Genomic DNA, 17,480 nt, shown 5'->3' with positions numbered 1-17,480 from the left:
CTAAGGTACTAAGTTTTTTTTAGCCACAAATTCACGAATTTGACTAATTCTAAAATGCTGTTGAAATTGTTTTGCTATGAATTTCACGAATTAAGAGAAATTAAAAAAATAGAAATTAGAGAAATTCGTGAATTCGTGGCAAAAAAATAATCTGTGGCTAAAAAAAAACAAAACCCCTGAATATAAATTCAAGGGTTTGTTAGTAGTTATGTTGTTTATCGGAAAAGATTAATAAAATGCAAGGAAAAAAACTTAGTATCTTAGAACCTTAGCATCTTAGTATCTCAGAAACTTAAAAATTATAAACTCGGTAAATCTCCTTTTCCTTTAGTAGGCAAGTTTGTAGATCCCATAAGGAATAAATCTACTTCTCTTGCAGCTTCGCGACCTTCTGAAATAGCCCACACGATTAATGATTGTCCTCTTCTCATATCACCAGCAGTGAAAATGTGAGGAACGTTTGTCTGATAGTTATGCGCTTTGTAGTTGCTTCTCATATCAGTTTCGATTCCTAATTGCTCGCTTAACGTTTTCTCAGGGCCTGTAAATCCAAGAGCCAATAAAGCTAAATCGCAAGGCCAGATTTTCTCAGAACCTTCTTTTTCGATTAATTCAGGACGTTGACCTGGAGTCATTTTCCATTGCACTTCAACTGTTTTTAATCCAGTTAATTCGCCTTTATCGTTAGAAATGAATTCTTTTGTATTGATCAACCAGTTTCTGTCGCAACCTTCTTCATGAGAAGAAGATGTTTTTAACTGCAACGGCCAGAAAGGCCAAGGAGTTGACTCGCTTCTTCCAACTGGAGGTTTTGGTAAAATCTCAAAGTTAGTAACCGATTTCGCTCCGTGTCTGTTAGAAGTACCGATACAGTCAGAACCCGTATCTCCACCACCAATAACGATTACATCTTTACCAGTTGCTTTTACTTGGTCAGGAATTGATTCTCCGTATAAAACTTTAGTTTGTTGCGTTAAGAAATCCATTGCCTGAACAACGCCTTTGCTTTCGATTCCTTTAGTTGGCAAGCTTCTTCTTTCAGTTGCTCCTCCGCATAAAACGATAGAATCGAATTGGTTTAATTCTTCTACACTGAAATTAACACCAACGTTCACATTAGTTTTGAAAGTGATTCCTTCTGCTTCAAGAATTGCTACACGACGGTCGATAATTCCTTTTTCTAATTTGAAATTCGGAATTCCGTAACGTAATAAACCTCCAATTGCATTGTCTCTTTCAAAAACAGTAACCGTGTGACCAGCTCTGTTTAATTGTTGAGCAGCTGCAAGACCAGCAGGCCCAGAACCAATAACGGCAACTGTTTTTCCAGTTCTTGTTTTTGGTGCTTGTGGTTTGATCCATCCTTCGGCGAAACCTCTTTCTACGATGCTTTTTTCAATGTTTTCGATAGAAACTGGATCTTTGATGATTCCTAATACGCATGATTTCTCACATGGAGCAGGGCATAAACGACCTGTAAATTCAGGGAAGTTGTTAGTCGATTGTAAAATCTCTAATGCACTTTGCCATTCTTCCTGATGCACCATGTCGTTGAAGTCAGGAATTAAATTTCCTAACGGACAACCACTGTGGCAAAAAGGAATTCCACAGTCCATACATCTTGATCCTTGTTCTTTTAATTTATCTTTTGGTACCGGAATAGTAAATTCGTTGTAGTTAGAAACACGTTCTGCTACTGCTAAATTACTTTCATCGGCTCTGTTATATTCTTTAAATCCGCCTATTTTACCCATGACATTTAAATAAATTTAGTTGTGAGTTGTAAAATGTGTGAGGTGAGTTAAAAAACTTAGCACCTCTGCACCTTTGTATCTCAGAACCTTTTAATTAAGCTATTAATTCTTCTATTTTTTTCTCTTCTGCAATTCTTTGTAATGCTTTTTTGTAATCAGTTGGCATTACTTTTACGAAGTGCTGTTGTTGGTTTTCCCAGTCTGCTAAAATTCTTTTTGCTAATGGACTGCTGGTGTACAATGAATGATTTTTGATCAGTTTTCTTAGTTTCGTAAAATCTTCTTCTTCCATTGGATCGAATGCAACCATTTCCATGTTACAAACTGTAGAATCGAATTTCTTATTTGGATCGTAAACATAAGCTACACCACCGCTCATACCTGCAGCGAAGTTTCTTCCTGTTTTTCCTAAAACTACTACTGTACCACCGGTCATGTACTCGCATCCGTGATCTCCAATTCCTTCAACAACTGCTGTTGCTCCAGAATTTCTTACACAGAAACGCTCTCCGGCCATTCCATTAATATAAGCCTCTCCGGTAATAGCTCCGTAAAGGGCAACGTTTCCAATAATGATATTGTCTTCAGGGTTGAAAGTTGCAGTAGGAGGTACTTTTACAATTAATTTTCCTCCAGAAAGACCTTTTCCTAAATAATCATTACAGTTTCCGTGAATTTTAAATGACAATCCGTTTGTTGCGAATGCACCAAAACTTTGTCCAGCAGAACCTTCAAAATCAACTAAAATAGTGTCATCAGGTAATCCTTGTGCGCCGTAGATTTTTGAGATTTCGTTACTCAAAATTGCACCTACAGAACGGTCTGTATTTTTAATTTTAAAAGTTACTCTTGTTTTCTCTTTTCTATAGATAGACGGAATCGCTTCTTTGATGATATCAAAATCCAATACGTTTTCAAGTTGGTGATCTTGAGTAGTTGTATTATGATTTGGCTCTGTTTTCGCTTTTTCCGGTTTGTATAGAATTGTAGACAAGTCTAAACCATTTGCTTTATAATGTTTGATAGCTTTGTTCACATTTAATTTTTGTGACTGACCTACCATTTCTTTTAAAGTTCTGAAACCTAACTGCGCCATGATTTCTCTTAACTCTTCAGCGATAAAATACATGAAGTTGATTACGTGCTCTGGAGTTCCTTTGAAATTCTTTCTCAATTCAGGATCCTGAGTTGCAATACCAACTGGACAAGTATTTAAGTGACAAGCTCTCATCATGATACATCCAGAAGCTACAAGCGGAGCCGTTGCAAAACCGAATTCTTCAGCTCCTAATAAAGCGACAATCGCCACGTCACGACCTGTTTTCAATTGTCCGTCACACTCTAAAACTACACGGCTTCTTAAGTCGTTCAAGATAAGTGTTTGCTGAGCTTCAGCTAAACCAAGTTCCCATGGAATACCTGTGTGCTGTAAAGATGTTAATGGTGCAGCTCCCGTTCCTCCGTCGTAACCTGAAATCAAGATTACGTCAGCTTTTGCTTTGGCAACACCGGCAGCGATAGTTCCAACTCCAACTTCAGAAACCAATTTCACGTTAATACGAGCTTCACGGTTCGCGTTTTTCAAATCGTAAATCAACTGAGATAAATCCTCAATAGAGTAAATATCGTGGTGAGGAGGAGGCGAAATCAAACCTACATAAGGTGTAGAGTTTCTCGTTTCAGCAATCCAAGGCACTACTTTTTCTCCAGGTAACTGTCCACCTTCACCAGGTTTTGCTCCCTGAGCCATTTTAATCTGGATTTCTTTAGCGTTTGTCAAATAGTTAATTGAAACACCAAAACGTCCTGATGCAACTTGCTTAATTGCAGAGTTTCTAGAATCTCCGTTAATTTCTTTCTGGAAACGTCTTGGATCTTCTCCACCTTCTCCAGAGTTACTTTTTCCTCCAATTCTGTTCATTGCAATTGCTAAGTTCTCATGAGCTTCTTGGCTAATAGAACCGTAAGACATTGCTCCAGTTTTGAATTTCTTTACAATTTCTGTCCAAGGTTCTACTTCGTCAATAGAAATTGGATCTAAGTTGTTGAATTCAAATAAACCTCTAATCGTCATTAAGTTTGAGCTTTGCTCATTAACGGCATTTGAGTATTCTTTATAACTTTCTGGGCTGTTTAAACGAACTGCCTGTTGTAATTTAGAAATAGTGGTTGGGTTAAACATGTGTTTTTCACCGCCACGTCTCCATCTGTAAATACCTCCAATTTCAAGAGAAAGCAAGTTTGCAATTTTTGAATTTGGGAAAGCTTTTTGGAAACGTTTTTTAACTTCTTTTTCAACTTCCATTAAACCAATTCCTTCAATTCTTGATGGCGTGTAAGGGAAATATTTAGAAGTAAATGTTTTGTTTAAACCTAAAATCTCGAAAATCTGAGCATGACTCTGTACGAATGTAAAGTAGAGATACCAATTTTGTTCATGATTTTCACGATTCCTTTTGCAATCGCTTTGTTGTAATTTACAACTGCATAATCAGCTTTTACTTTGGTGATGAAACCTTTTTCAACTTGATCGTGAATGATTTCATTTACCATGTAAGGATTGATTGCACTTGCACCGTATCCGAACAATAAAGCAAAATGATGAGGTTCTCTCGGTTCAGCAGATTCGATGATGATTCCGAATTTAGAACGAACCTGTAAAATGTTCAAAGAGTGGTGAATGTAAGAACAAGCCAATAACATAGGGATTGGAGCTAATTCTTCGCTTACACCTCTGTCAGATAAAATGATGATGTTACATCCTTCTTCAACTGCTTTAAAAGTAGCCTGAACACATTTTTCAAGAGCTCTTTCTAAACCGTTAACTCCTTTTTCGATTTTATATAAAGTAGAAATAGTAGCCGATTTGAAATCTGGGTGATCTATATTTCTGATTTTATCCAAATCTTCGTTAGAAACAACTGGATTTTGGATTTTTAATTTTTTACATTGTTTAGATTCAATTTCGAAAATATTGAAATCTCCACCAATCGCTAAACTGATATCAGTAATAATTTCTTCACGAATACCATCCAACGGTGGGTTAGTAACCTGAGCAAATAATTGTTTGAAGTAATTGTACAACAACTGAGGCTGATCAGAAAGAACTGCCAAAGGTGTATCATTACCCATAGAACTAATTGCTTCAGCTCCGTCGCTACCCATTGGGTTGATGATTGTTTTTAAATCTTCAATGGTATAACCAAACAAACGCTGTCTTGTTAAGAAATCTAATTTTTCAACAGGAGTAGGGTTGTTTGTGTAAGGAACGCTAGCTAATGGCAATAAGTTTTCGTCAACCCATTGTTTGTACGGACGTTTTGTAACTATCGCTTTTTTAACTTCTTCGTCTTCGATGATACGACCTTCATTCATATCAACCAAGAACATTTTTCCTGGCTCTAAACGACCGTGCTGAATTACATCTTCTGGATCGATATCTAATACACCAATTTCAGATGACATAATTACGAAACCGCTTTTCGTTAATGTATAACGAGAAGGACGCAATCCGTTTCTGTCTAGTAAAGCTCCAATTACGTTTCCATCTGTAAACGGAATAGAAGCAGGACCATCCCAAGGCTCCATAATACAAGCATTGTATTCATAGAAAGCTCTTTTTTCTGGAGACATGGTTTGGTGTTTTTCCCAAGCTTCAGGAACAACCATCATCATTGCCTCTGGAAGCGAACGGCCAGTCATTAATAAAAGTTCAACCACCATATCCATAGAAGCAGAATCTGATTTTCCTTCTAAGATAATTGGGAATAATTTTTTAATGTCTTCGCCAAAAACTTTGCTCTGCATAAGCTCTTCACGAGCACGCATACGGCTTACGTTTCCACGAAGTGTGTTGATCTCACCATTATGACACATGTATCTAAACGGTTGAGCTAAGTCCCAAGATGGGAATGTATTTGTAGAGAAACGTTGGTGTACAAGTGCAAGACGAGTCACCAAGTCTGGATCTTTCAAATCTATATAATAACGGCTGATGTCTTCCGGCATCAATAGACCTTTATATATTATAGTAGTTGTCGATAAACTAGTAAAATAAAACATGTGGCTTTCAGAGGTTTTAGATCCTCTTACGGCATGTTCAGCAATTTTTCTAGTCGCAAAAAGTTTTGCATTAAATTCTTGTTCAGTTAAATCTTGTCCGTTTTTAGAAACGAAAACTTGTTTAATTGTTGGTTCTTTTTCTGCGGCAATTTCACCTAGATTTTCAACGTCAACTGGTACATCTCTCCAACCTAAAACTTTTAAGTTTTGATCTTTGATAGTAGCTTCAAATGCATTAATACAAAAAGAAACCTGGTTTTTGCTTTTTGGTAAAAAAACCATTCCTACTGCATACTCACGCGCTTCTGGGATTTCAAAGTCACAAACTTTCTTAAAAAAATCATGAGGAATGTCGAATAAAATTCCGGCTCCGTCTCCAGTTCTTCCATCAGAACTTACGGCACCACGATGTTCTAATTTAATTAAGATGTCTAATGCTTTGTGAATAATATCATTTGACTTAATACCATTCAAATTACAAATAAATCCTGCACCACAATTGTCGTGTTCAAATTCAGGCAGATAAAGCCCTTGTTCTTTAACTCTCATTCTTGATATTTTTTTTACAAAAATAAAGATTTCGTTAAATATAATGTATTGAAATTATGAATTCGCTTTCATTTTTATAGGAATATTAGAAAAAGGGTTCTTAAATGATAAAATTATCAGATAAAGCATTGCGAATTATCAAAATCATAATTGCGATTAAAATATATTAAGAAAAATCGTCGCTTAGGTATTGATATCAGTGAAGTTTTTGTTAAATCTCAAACGTTTTAGCGATTTTGTGTTAACTTTTTAGATACAATTGTTTAATGATTTTTTTCTTTCGATTTAAATAGCTGAAGAATCATTTAAGGAGCCGTTATTAATTTAAAAAAGATTTTACTTTTCAGTTGTATTTTGTTACTTTTGTCGCACTTTTATTCTGAAATAAATTCAGAACCAGACAAATTCTATATTATGAACATACACGAATATCAAGGAAAAGAAATTTTAGCGAGTTACGGAGTACGCGTACAACGCGGAATCGTGGCTAATAATGCAGTTGAAGCTGTGGTCAGCTGCAAAACAATTAACTGCCGAAACTGGGACAGGATGGCATGTAATTAAAGCACAAATTCACGCAGGTGGTCGTGGAAAAGGTGGTGGAGTTAAGCTGGCAAAAAACTTACAACAAGTTGAAGAGTTAGCAGAACAAATCATCGGAATGCAGTTAATTACTCCTCAGACTCCGCCTGAAGGGAAAAAAGTTAACAAAGTATTAGTAGCTGAAGATGTGTACTATCCTGGAGAAAGCGAAACTTCTGAATTTTATGTTTCTGTTTTATTGAATAGAGGTACAGGACGCAACATGATTATGTATTCTACTGAAGGTGGAATGGATATCGAAGAAGTTGCTGAGCACACTCCACACTTAATCTTTACTGAAGAAATTGATCCATCTGTTGGATTGCAAGGTTTCCAAGCTAGAAGAATTGCTTTTAACTTAGGACTTTCTGGAAATGCTTTCAAAGAAATGGTTAAATTCATCGATGCACTTTACAATGCTTACATTGGTTCTGATGCTTCTATGTTTGAAATCAACCCTGTATTAAAAACTTCTGACAACAAAATCTTAGCTGTTGATGCTAAAGTTAACATCGACGATAACGCTTTATACAGACAACCTAAATATGCTGAAATGAGAGATATCCGTGAGGAGAATCCAATCGAAGTTGAAGCTAAAGAAGTTGGTCTTAACTATGTTGACCTTGACGGTACTGTAGGATGTATGGTAAACGGAGCTGGTCTTGCAATGGCAACTATGGATTTAATTAAATACGCTGGTTTTGAGCCTGCTAATTTCCTTGACGTTGGTGGAACTGCTGATGCTAAACGTGTTGAAACTGCTTTCAGAATTATCTTGAAAGATCCAAACGTAAAAGCTATCTTAATTAACATCTTCGGAGGAATCGTTCGTTGTGACCGTGTTGCTCAAGGTGTTGTTGATGCTTACAAAAACATGGGAGACGCTATCAATGTGCCAATTATCGTTCGTTTGCAAGGAACAAATGCTGAAATTGCAAAAGAATTAATTGATAACTCTGGTATGCCAATCTTATCTGCAGTTCAATTCCAAGAAGCTGCTGACCAAGTTAAAGCTGCTCTTTCTTAATTAAATAAGAAATCAATTTATATAGAAAATCCCTCCATTTTGGAGGGATTTTTTTTTGAAGTCTATTTAACCGCAAAGGGCGCTAAGTTTTTTGTCAAGGATTGTGAGTACAAACGCAAAGTTCGCAAAGCTGTATGTTGAAAATAGCCACGAATTCACGAATTATTTTCAAAGATTGTAAAAAATAAAATTCGTGAATTCGTGGCTAAAAAACTTTGCGAACTTTGCGTAATTCTTTGTGCTCTTTGCGGTTAAATCATTAAGTTTATTTCAAAACTGTAGATAGTTCCACAATTTCAAATTCTGGATCATGTGTTATAAATTCTCTAATCAGAGCAGCATGACCAGCGCCTACTAAAATCATTATTTTAGTATCTGTAGTTTCAGTTAATTTCTGAATTAAAGAATACATATATAAGTTTCTTTTGTACCAATTTGAAACTAAAGACGCTCCTGTAAAATCATCTGGATTTCCAGCTCTGTTAGCTACTTCCAAATACCATTGTATATTTTTATTTTCGGTTTCTTTTTTATTATAATGTAGCATGAGTTCTTGTAACGAGCTTTTTGTTATTCTTTCATTATGATCTTTTTCATTCCTTTTTTTCCACTCGTTATTTCTTTTCAATAAATCCTGCTGGTTTGCTTTTTCCATTGACATCAGTAAACTGTCATATGGAAAAGAAGTGTAGAGATTCATTCCGTATAATTTTTTATGATTCAGTTTTTTAGCTGTGCGTAGTGCCAGTTGTACTATTTCGTCTTTATTAGTTTTAAAAAGACTGTCGGTGTTTTTATTGTAAAACTTATCTAAATCGGCTTGTTCATTAAATTCCCATTCTACAAATATTTTATCTGGGCCAAATTTTTTGATTTTGTCACTCATTATTTCGAGTTCTTTTTGGCTCTTCTCAGATAAGATATCAAAACTATTTACTTGAGTAACATCCAGACCTGGATTGGCGTAATGAAATGTTCCAACCAATAATATCTGTTTTTTCTTAGTTTGAGCAGAAGTTAAGTTTAATGTAATAATTGTTAGTAATAAAATGATTTTGTACATGACGTTTTGTTTTTAAATTCATGACAAATGTATTCTGTCTTTTGATCTCTATTTTTTGTTTTTGATGAACATAGGATTTCATTTTATAAACACATGGAATTTGCAGAGTAATAATTTCGTGTAACGTTTTTGATAGTTCATCCCTAAAAACGCATGTTTTAAATAAATCTAATTTTCTATTTAAGGCTTAATTGTATTTTTGAGCTAATTATCAAAAAACTATGAAATCAAGAATCCCTTTTTACTATCACATTGTTTTTTTCTTTTTATTATTTCTAACGTACATTTTCTGGGATATTGGACTTAATGATAAAAAAGTAGAAATTGTAATCAAAGGAATATGTTATGGAATTACGCCAACTCATTTGTTAGCAATATTTTGTATTTACATTCTCAACTTTTACTATTTCTGCGAATGGTTTTTAAACAAGAAGAAATTACTTTTTTACATCCTAACAATTCCGGTTTCGCTATTGCTTTTTGCGGCTGTTCGCTATTTTTTGCAAGAAGTTGTTATGTTTAATATTACCGGAAGACACAATTACTATGAAGAAGCTAGAGAAATAGGTTATTACATAAAAGACAATTTTTTCTTCGGATTGCCAGCGGTCATTCTAAGTGCATTAACTTTTTTGTTTTGGCAGTTTCATACTACGCAACATCAAAATCAGGAATTGCTTTTGGAGAACAAAAAGGCTGAATTTCAAATGCTAAAAGCGCAAGTTAGTCCGCATTTTTTATTCAATACACTGAATTCTTTTTACAGTCAATTGGTTTTGAAAGAAGATGAAATGGCCAATGATATTTTGGTTCTTTCTGATTTACTTCGATATGTTATTACAGAAACAGATAAAGATGAAGCGATACTTTCAAAAGAAATTCAGTTTATTCAAAACTACATTCATTTGCAGAAAAAACGATTTGAAGATCTGTTATATTTAGATTTTTCTTTAGAAGGAGAATATTCAAATGAAAGAATTCTTTCGTCAGCTTTAATTCATTTTGTAGAGAATGTTTTTAAACACGGAAAACTGAATAATGAAAATGAAAAAGCTGTTATTCTAATCAAAATAAAAGAGGATTTTTTAGAGATTTCAACTTTCAATTATAATGTGAATGGAGAGAATTATTCGTCAACTGGAATTGGTTATGAAAATCTGACCAAAAGATTAGAATATATGTACAAGAACCAATTTATTCTTGAAAAAACAGAAGAAAATAATACCTTTAAAACTTACTTAAAAATACCGCTAAAGAAATAATTTATGGCTTTTAAATGCATTATTGTAGACGACGAACCGCCTGCAACTCGAATATTAGAAAATTACATCGGAAAAGTAAATTTTCTAGAGAAAGTTGGTGTTTTTAATGATTCGTTAAAAGCATTAGAATTTCTAAACTCACAATCTGTAGATGTGATTTTTCTAGATATTCAAATGCCTCAATTAACAGGATTACAGCTTTCTAGAATTATTTCGAAAAATATTAAAGTCATTTTTACGACAGCTTATCCCGATTTTGCTTTAGAAGGTTTTGAGCTGAATGCAGTTGATTATTTATTAAAACCAATTGCATTCGAACGATTTTATCAAGCTGTTTCTAAACTAAATTCTGAATCCAAAATAGAACTTTCTAGTACAAGTAATAGTAATGCGCCAGATTTTTTATTTATAAAAACAGATGGAAAAAATAAATTTCAGAAAGTTTTTTTGAATGATGTTTTATACGTAGAAAGTTTACAGAATTATGTTTGCATTCATACAGTAAAGCAGCAGATTATTACACATTCGTCATTAAAAAATGTTATTGAATCATTGCCAGAAAAGGATTTTATTCAAATACATAAATCGTATGTTGTTTCTTTAAAACATATCGAGTCGACAGATAATTTTTCTGTTTTCGTAAACGGAAAAGAGTTGCCGATTGGGGCAACTTATAAAGATGCTTTTTTCGATGAAATTGATCAAAATAAAATATAAATCGATTATTCGGTTTTTACTACTTCGAGACTTAGTTCTGCTTCTTCAAGTTTAAAAACCGCATTATTTTTTTCAATTTTTGGAGTTATTCCCATTATTGAATAATGATCTTTAGCTGTGCCGATTCTAATTAAATTTTTTTTCTCTTCAAAACCCCATTTTTGATTTTGCAACATTTGCACAAACATTGGAGTAAGTTGCGTTTTCTGTTTTGGAATGAAATTAAAATTTTGATTTTTTTGGAATGAAAATATTGAATTTGTAAAGGTTTGAGAGAGTTCTGTCATTTCTTTACTATTCGATTTTACTATTACATTTTTTACTTTCCAGTTTCCAATTATTTGGTCTTTGATGGATGTTTGACCTTTTGCATTTAGAAATAAAAAGAAAGTGATGCTTAAAAGTAGATATTTCATGATAGATTGATCTTTGTTTAATTTGCATTAAAAATATAAAAAAATCCATTCTTTAAAGAATGGATTTTTATGTTGTAAAGATATATTAAAAAGACATCTTTAATTTTATTTGTTGGCGTTTACAAAAGCGCTAAGATTTTTTCTTATTGCCGTTTTTGAATACCACTTTTTCTACAACAGATGGTTTTCCGTTTCCTTTTGGGAATGATTTCTTTTTAGGTTTTCCAGCTGATGAACCTGATTTTGATGAACTTTGATCGCCTCTGTATTTTTCTGAATCTTTTGGAGCGACTTTAAATTCTGGTCTTTCTTTAGAAGTTTCCTTTTTTGGAATTTCAGCTTTATGCTTTGCTAAAACATCATTCGGATTTTTAGGATTTTCTTTAGTGCCTCTTAAATGAATTACTAATCCGTTTAAGAAGTTTCTCAAAACCTGATCGCCACATTCCATGTAGTTTGGATGATCTTCTGCTCTAAAAAAAGCGCCCAATTCTGACTTCGAAATTCTAAAATCTACTAATTCTAAAATTTCAATTATTTGGTCATCACGGAGCATCAAAGCCACGCGAAGTTTTTTAAGTATATCGTTATTTGTCATAATTTATGTTTCAGGTTTTTTTCTGTTTCAAGTTTCAAGTTTTCAATCTGAAACTAAAACTCCCAATTTATTTTACAAAGGTAGTTTTTAAAATGATTAAAATCTAGAATTGAAATCATTTAAAGTTGCAACCAATTTATCCAAATCTTCTTTTAAATGATTTGCTGTAACTACAATTCGATTTAATGGTTCGGCTTCTTTAGTATATCTGAAACTTGCTATAATGATTTTTTCCTGTTTTAATTTTTCAACTAATTCATTCGATAAAAGATAAATTAAAGGATAGTTTTTATCAAATAGGATCGTGCTGTTTTTAGTTAAAATCGTATCGATATAACTCAAATTATCTTTCAATTTTTGATGTTGCGTTTTATAAATTTCTTTAGCATCAAAAAGCGTTTGTACAAAAGCGGGATTCATTCCGGCAGCACTTGTAAAAGTTTCAATTTCTTTTATTGATTCTATGAATTCAGAATCTGATGCAATCACTCCGCCTGTTAAGCCGAAAGCTTTTCCAAGAGATGAAGCCAAGATTTTTCTTTTAACCGGAAAATCAATTGAAGAATAAATTCCAGAGCCATTTTTGCCAATAATTCCCAACGAATGAGATTCATCAATAACCAATGTAATTTCCTTTTGATTTGAAATCTCATTTAAGAAAGATAAATCAATTGGTCTGGTTTGAAATGATGGAACTCCATCTGTTAAAATCGTTATTTTTTCTGGTTTGGAATTTAATAAATTAGCATTCAATTTTTTATTTATAAAGACAGGAAGACTGTTTTCAATCTGAATAGCCGAATGAATTTCATTTAAATGATAAAAACAATCCGTTTGCTTTTTCAGTTTTTCTAAAACCAGTTTTCCGGCCAGCATTCCAGAAGAAACGGTTACTGTTTTTTCTGAACCAATATGTTGAGCTAGAAAATTTTCTCCAGAAGTATAAGCGCTTAATTGTATGTTCGCGGTTCTAGAACTTCCATAAGTTGTTCCCCATTTTAAGATGTTTTGAACGACTAAATCTTGAAATTTATGGTTTGTCGGAAGACCTAAATAAGCTGTTCCTCCAAAATACAAATATCGCTTTTGGTCAATTTCAATGATTCTATCTGGAAATTTTTCGACTATCATTTTACAGTAATGTTACTCCCGTTCCGTTAAGATTGGAGTAATTGATAATTCCGTCTTCAATTGTTACGCCAGTTGCAATATCCTCAGCCAAAAGCAATGCGCCATCCATGTCTACATAATCCAATTGCGGAAGCAAATGTGCAATTGCAGAAATTCCGACAGTAGATTCGGTCATGCAGCCAACCATAGTTCTTAAGCCTAATTTTTTAGCTTCTTCAATCATACGTTTTCCAGGAGTTAAACCGCCACATTTTACCAGTTTTACATTCACTCCATGAAAATGATTGAAACATTTTGCTACATCTTCTTCAATAATACAGCTTTCGTCAGCAATTACAGGAAGAACAGAATGTTTAAATACTTCTTTATGTCCTTCCCAATTATCAGCTTTCATGGGCTGTTCTAAGAATTCAACGCCTAATTTTTTTAATTCTACAGCATTATTTATAGTTTCTTCAACTGTCCATCCGCAGTTGGCATCAATTCTAAAAATAGCGTTTGTGTGTTTTCTAAGTTCTTTTACAATCGCAATATCTTCCTTTGTGCCTAGTTTAATTTTATAAATTGGCCAAGGCAGTTCTTGCATTTTAAAAACCATTTTTTCAATTGTGTCAATTCCGATCGTGTAATCGGTTAACGGATTATGATCGGTTTTGTAGTTCCATAATTCGTATAATTTTTTGCCTTTTTTACGAGCATACAAATCATTATACGCCAAATCTAAAGCGCATAAGGCAAACATATCGTCTTTTAAATACGGATGAATTTTTGACCAAAATGCCTCTGGAGTTTCGTTTTCGGTATTTTCAATAATCGCTCTTATTTTTTCCAAATCGGAAATCATCATCGGAACCGTAATATGATAATACGGATTTGAGGTAGCTTCTCCAAAACCAGAAAAACCATCGCTTTGCAATTCTACAATTAATGATGGCTGTACGTCAATAGATTCTCTCGAAATAGTGAAAGTGTGCTTTAGTTTGAGATTGTATTCTCTTAAAATAAGTTTCATTTTTATAGGAGTATTTTTTTATTTTTATTTAATAGCCCAGCCAAAGTAGCGCTTCAACAAAATGATCTCGCCACAGTTTTTCGTTATGTTCTCCGCCTTTTACAATTTTAGTTTTATCAAGATGAAGACAATAACAGCGTTTAGAATCTAGTAAACGTTTCATTTTGGTTAAATCTTTTACCATATCGTCACTTTCTTTATCGCCGCACAAAAAATAGATTTTAGTCTTAATTTTGGACTGTTTTTCTGTAAAAGCATAAATATCGTTAGAAAACCAAAATGAAGGAGAAAAAACGCCTGCTTTGCCAAAAACATCAGGATGTTTTAAAGCGCCATAATACGAAACCAATCCGCCAAGTGAACTTCCAAAAAGAATAGTGTTTTTAGCTTTTGTTTTGGTTCTGTAATTTTTGTCGATATATGGTTTTAATGTCTTTACAATAAAATCTAAATAATTATCGGCATTTCCTCCGCCATATTTTTCGTTTTTGAACGGAGTAAGTTCGTCTATTCGTTTTTCGTTTCCATGCTCAATTGCTACTACAATTACAGGAGCTTTTAAACTATCTAACTTTTCATCTATATTCCATTCTCCCGCAAAAGAAGTTTTGGCATCAAACAGATTCTGAGCATCGTGCATGTAAATAACACTGTATTTTTTTTTAATGTCTTTGGAGTAATTTTCAGGAAGATAAATCCAGATCTTCTTTGTGGTATTCAGTTGAGGAGCTTCAATTGTAAAAGTAGAAATATTTTTTGAAACGGTGCTTTGAGCTTTTCCAATAAAAGTAAATAGAAGTAAAACTGCCAAGAAAATCCTCTTCATTATCTGTGTTTTGTATTTTTATTTAAAAGCAATATTTTAGCTAAAAATAAGAAATTGATGAATACAGAAGCAGAAAAAAGAAGTTTACTTTTAGAAATGATTATGTTCGCCACTGTAGACGGACATTTACACAAACGTGAGCTTGAATTTTTAAGACTTGTAGCTTTCGAATTGAGTATTAGTGAAGAAGAATTTCAAGATTTATTTCATCAAGAACACAAAACTATTCCGATAAAATCTGAATTACAACGTATTAATCAGTTTTACAGATTGGCTTTATTAATGCATATTGACGGCGTTTTGCACGAAAAAGAATTTAAAGCTATTCAGCAGATTGCATTAGAAATGGGTTTAAATCTTTCAGCAGTAAAACGTGTTTTGGAAATGATGAAAAAATCTCCCAATACAGTAATTAATCCAATTGTATTGTTGGAGATTTTTCAGGAACAGCATAATTAAGGCAGACTGTTCCTGTAGTTTTTTAATTTCGTCACGAAGTTTAGTCGCTTGCAAGAAATCTAATTCTTTTGCGGCTTTCTCCATTGTTTTACGTTTTTCGCGAATCATTTTCTCTAATTCAGCTTTAGATAAATAAGCTGTTTCTGGCTCAGCAGCCACAGGGATCGGATGTCCTAATTCATATTCAACCAATGGATTTTTGGTAAACGCACTTTCGATTTTTTTATTTAAGGCTTGAGGAGTTATATTATTTTCTACATTGAAATTAATCTGTTTGGTTCTCCTATAATTGGTTTCATCAATTGTTCGTCGCATACTTGCCGTAATTTTATCGGCATACATAATCGCTTTACCATTTAAGTTTCTCGCCGCACGACCAATAGTTTGTGTTAAAGATCTATGGTTACGCAAGAAACCTTCTTTGTCGGCATCTAAAATCGCTACAAGAGAAACCTCTGGTAAATCTAAACCTTCACGAAGTAAGTTTACACCAATTAAAACATCAAAAATACCTTTTCGTAAATCTTGCATAATTTCGATACGCTCTAAAGTATCTACCTCAGAATGTATATAACGACATCGAATGTTTACTTTTGTTAAGTATTTGGCCAATTCTTCGGCCATTCTTTTAGTTAAAGTCGTAACGAGAACCCTTTCGTCCAATTCGCAGCGAATCTGAATTTCTTCAATCAAATCATCAATCTGATTTAAACTTGGGCGAACTTCAATTTCAGGATCTAATAATCCAGTCGGACGAATAATCTGCTCAACATAAATACCATCCGATTTTTGCAATTCATAATCAGCGGGAGTTGCAGAAACGTAAATTACTTGATTTTGCAATGCTTCAAATTCTTCAAATTTCAAAGGTCGGTTGTCCATTGCAGCAGGCAAACGGAAACCGTATTCAACTAAGTTTTCTTTTCGGCTTCGGTCACCACCATACATGGCATGAACTTGCGAAACGGTTACGTGACTTTCATCAACAACCATTAAATAGTCGCTTGGGAAATAATCTAATAGACAGAAAGGTCTTGTTCCAGCTTCACGTCCGTCAAGGTAGCGAGAGTAATTTTCAATTCCAGAACAATAACCCAATTCGCGAATCATTTCTAAATCGAAATTGGTTCTCTCTTCCAAACGTTTTGCTTCAAGATGTTTTCCAATTTCTTTAAAATAATCAACTTGTTTCACTAAATCCTGCTGAATCTGCCAAATAGCGCCTTGCAAAACTTCTGGAGAAGTCACAAACATGTTAGCAGGATAAATGGTTAAGCGTTGGAATTTCTCTATTACCTGAGAAGTAGTAGCATCAAATGATTCTATTTCTTCAATTTCATCTCCAAAGAAATGAATTCTGTATGCATCGTCAGCATAACTCGGATAAACTTCGACAGTATCTCCTTTAATTCTGAAAGTTCCTGGATTAAAATCGGCTTCAGTTCTGGCGTATAAACTCTGAACTAAACTATGCAATAATTTAGTTCTCGAAATAACCTGATCTCTTTTAATTTCAATTACGTTTTTCTGAAATTCGACAGGATTTCCAATACCATAAAGGCAAGAAACCGATGCCACGACCAAAACGTCACGTCTTCCTGAAAGTAGAGAAGAAGTGGTGCTCAAACGCATTTTTTCTAATTCTTCATTGATAGATAAATCTTTTTCAATAAAAACTCCCGTTACAGGCATAAAAGCTTCTGGCTGATAGTAGTCGTAATAGGAAACGAAGTACTCAACAGCATTATTCGGGAAGAATTGTTTGAACTCTGAATACAATTGCGCGGCCAAGGTTTTATTGTGCGCCAAAACTAAAGTTGGTCTTTGCACTTCCTGAATTACATTGGCAACGGTAAACGTTTTTCCCGAGCCTGTAACTCCCAATAAAGTTTGGTATTTATCTCCGTCGACCACACCTTGGGCCAATTTTTGAATGGCTTGCGGCTGATCTCCTTTTGGACTATATTCTGAAGAAACTTGAAATTTCATTTATTTGAGCTGAAAATTTTGTTTTGTAAAGAT

At 33.8% G+C, this 17,480-nt stretch carries 11 protein-coding genes and 2 pseudogenes; 4 read left to right on the top strand and 9 right to left on the bottom strand.

The annotated features are described in order from the left end of the window. Nucleotides 1-299: 299 nt before the first annotated feature. Together P5P87_RS10090 and gltB are read right to left on the bottom strand one after the other, a co-directional pair. Nucleotides 300-1,754 carry a glutamate synthase subunit beta gene (locus tag P5P87_RS10090; protein WP_012024227.1) on the bottom strand — a complete coding sequence of 485 codons (1,455 nt, stop codon included), beginning with the start codon at nucleotides 1,752-1,754 and terminating at the stop codon, nucleotides 300-302. A 94-nt stretch (nucleotides 1,755-1,848) separates the two neighbouring features. Further along, nucleotides 1,849-6,365 (bottom strand): annotated as a pseudogene (gltB, locus tag P5P87_RS10085) (glutamate synthase large subunit). 414 nt (nucleotides 6,366-6,779) lie between these two features. On the opposite strand from gltB, the pseudogene sucC reads away from it, so the two are divergent. Next, nucleotides 6,780-7,974: pseudogene (gene sucC / locus P5P87_RS10080) on the top strand (ADP-forming succinate--CoA ligase subunit beta). 265 nt (nucleotides 7,975-8,239) lie between these two features. Here sucC and P5P87_RS10075 read toward each other — a convergent pair. Then, a complete protein-coding gene (locus P5P87_RS10075) occupies nucleotides 8,240-9,037 on the bottom strand; it encodes a DUF5694 domain-containing protein (RefSeq protein WP_278022441.1) in 798 nt (265 codons plus the stop codon). Between the two features lie 221 nt (nucleotides 9,038-9,258). On the opposite strand from P5P87_RS10075, the gene P5P87_RS10070 reads away from it, so the two are divergent. Together P5P87_RS10070 and P5P87_RS10065 are read left to right on the top strand one after the other, a co-directional pair. Next, nucleotides 9,259-10,299 carry a sensor histidine kinase gene (locus tag P5P87_RS10070; protein ID WP_278022440.1) on the top strand — a complete coding sequence of 347 codons (1,041 nt, stop codon included), beginning with the start codon at nucleotides 9,259-9,261 and terminating at the stop codon, nucleotides 10,297-10,299. A gap of 3 nt (nucleotides 10,300-10,302) precedes the next feature. Next, on the top strand, nucleotides 10,303-11,016 hold the full coding sequence (locus tag P5P87_RS10065; RefSeq protein WP_278022439.1) for a LytR/AlgR family response regulator transcription factor: 714 nt from the start codon (nucleotides 10,303-10,305) through the stop codon (nucleotides 11,014-11,016). A 5-nt stretch (nucleotides 11,017-11,021) separates the two neighbouring features. On the opposite strand, the gene P5P87_RS10060 is transcribed toward P5P87_RS10065, so the two are convergent. The 5 genes from P5P87_RS10060 to P5P87_RS10040 all read right to left on the bottom strand — a co-directional run bounded on the left by P5P87_RS10060 (nucleotide 11,022) and on the right by P5P87_RS10040 (nucleotide 14,999). Further along, complete coding sequence (locus tag P5P87_RS10060; protein ID WP_278022438.1) at nucleotides 11,022-11,432, bottom strand: hypothetical protein; 411 nt, start codon at nucleotides 11,430-11,432, stop codon at nucleotides 11,022-11,024. 130 nt (nucleotides 11,433-11,562) lie between these two features. After that, nucleotides 11,563-12,030, bottom strand: coding sequence for a DUF1456 family protein (locus tag P5P87_RS10055; RefSeq protein ID WP_278022437.1), 468 nt, complete (start codon nucleotides 12,028-12,030; stop codon nucleotides 11,563-11,565). 96 nt (nucleotides 12,031-12,126) lie between these two features. Then, nucleotides 12,127-13,161 carry an aminotransferase class I/II-fold pyridoxal phosphate-dependent enzyme gene (locus P5P87_RS10050; protein WP_278022436.1) on the bottom strand — a complete coding sequence of 345 codons (1,035 nt, stop codon included), beginning with the start codon at nucleotides 13,159-13,161 and terminating at the stop codon, nucleotides 12,127-12,129. Nucleotide 13,162: 1 nt separating this feature from the next. Continuing rightward, complete coding sequence (locus tag P5P87_RS10045) at nucleotides 13,163-14,173, bottom strand: dipeptide epimerase (protein WP_278022435.1); 1,011 nt, start codon at nucleotides 14,171-14,173, stop codon at nucleotides 13,163-13,165. A gap of 28 nt (nucleotides 14,174-14,201) precedes the next feature. After that, nucleotides 14,202-14,999 carry an alpha/beta hydrolase gene (locus P5P87_RS10040; RefSeq protein WP_278022434.1) on the bottom strand — a complete coding sequence of 266 codons (798 nt, stop codon included), beginning with the start codon at nucleotides 14,997-14,999 and terminating at the stop codon, nucleotides 14,202-14,204. A 57-nt stretch (nucleotides 15,000-15,056) separates the two neighbouring features. Between P5P87_RS10040 and P5P87_RS10035 the strand changes: the two genes are divergently transcribed. Then, complete coding sequence (locus P5P87_RS10035) at nucleotides 15,057-15,458, top strand: TerB family tellurite resistance protein (RefSeq protein ID WP_198856818.1); 402 nt, start codon at nucleotides 15,057-15,059, stop codon at nucleotides 15,456-15,458. Here P5P87_RS10035 and uvrB read toward each other — a convergent pair. Next, on the bottom strand, nucleotides 15,360-17,447 hold the full coding sequence (gene uvrB / locus P5P87_RS10030; protein WP_278022433.1) for an excinuclease ABC subunit UvrB: 2,088 nt from the start codon (nucleotides 17,445-17,447) through the stop codon (nucleotides 15,360-15,362). The two genes, P5P87_RS10035 and uvrB, sit on opposite strands and share 99 nt — an antisense overlap. Nucleotides 17,448-17,480: the final 33 nt, after the last annotated feature.

This window comes from Flavobacterium ginsengisoli (assembly GCF_029625315.1).
Taxonomy (GTDB): Bacteria; Bacteroidota; Bacteroidia; order Flavobacteriales; family Flavobacteriaceae; genus Flavobacterium; species Flavobacterium ginsengisoli.
The sequence above is the reverse complement of the archived record's forward strand: the minus strand, read 5'-3'. Positions and strand labels throughout refer to the sequence as shown.

Excerpts from the sequence above, each read along its gene's own strand:
- P5P87_RS10090 (WP_012024227.1), bottom strand. The coding sequence starts at position 1,754 with ATGGGTAAAATAGGCGGATTTAAAGAATATAACAGAGCCGATGAAAGT.
- P5P87_RS10075 (WP_278022441.1), bottom strand. The coding sequence starts at position 9,037 with ATGTACAAAATCATTTTATTACTAACAATTATTACATTAAACTTAACT.
- P5P87_RS10070 (WP_278022440.1), top strand. The coding sequence starts at position 9,259 with ATGAAATCAAGAATCCCTTTTTACTATCACATTGTTTTTTTCTTTTTA.
- P5P87_RS10065 (WP_278022439.1), top strand. The coding sequence starts at position 10,303 with ATGGCTTTTAAATGCATTATTGTAGACGACGAACCGCCTGCAACTCGA.
- P5P87_RS10060 (WP_278022438.1), bottom strand. The coding sequence starts at position 11,432 with ATGAAATATCTACTTTTAAGCATCACTTTCTTTTTATTTCTAAATGCA.
- P5P87_RS10055 (WP_278022437.1), bottom strand. The coding sequence starts at position 12,030 with ATGACAAATAACGATATACTTAAAAAACTTCGCGTGGCTTTGATGCTC.
- P5P87_RS10050 (WP_278022436.1), bottom strand. The coding sequence starts at position 13,161 with ATGATAGTCGAAAAATTTCCAGATAGAATCATTGAAATTGACCAAAAG.
- P5P87_RS10045 (WP_278022435.1), bottom strand. The coding sequence starts at position 14,173 with ATGAAACTTATTTTAAGAGAATACAATCTCAAACTAAAGCACACTTTC.
- P5P87_RS10040 (WP_278022434.1), bottom strand. The coding sequence starts at position 14,999 with ATGAAGAGGATTTTCTTGGCAGTTTTACTTCTATTTACTTTTATTGGA.
- P5P87_RS10035 (WP_198856818.1), top strand. The coding sequence starts at position 15,057 with ATGAATACAGAAGCAGAAAAAAGAAGTTTACTTTTAGAAATGATTATG.
- uvrB (WP_278022433.1), bottom strand. The coding sequence starts at position 17,447 with ATGAAATTTCAAGTTTCTTCAGAATATAGTCCAAAAGGAGATCAGCCG.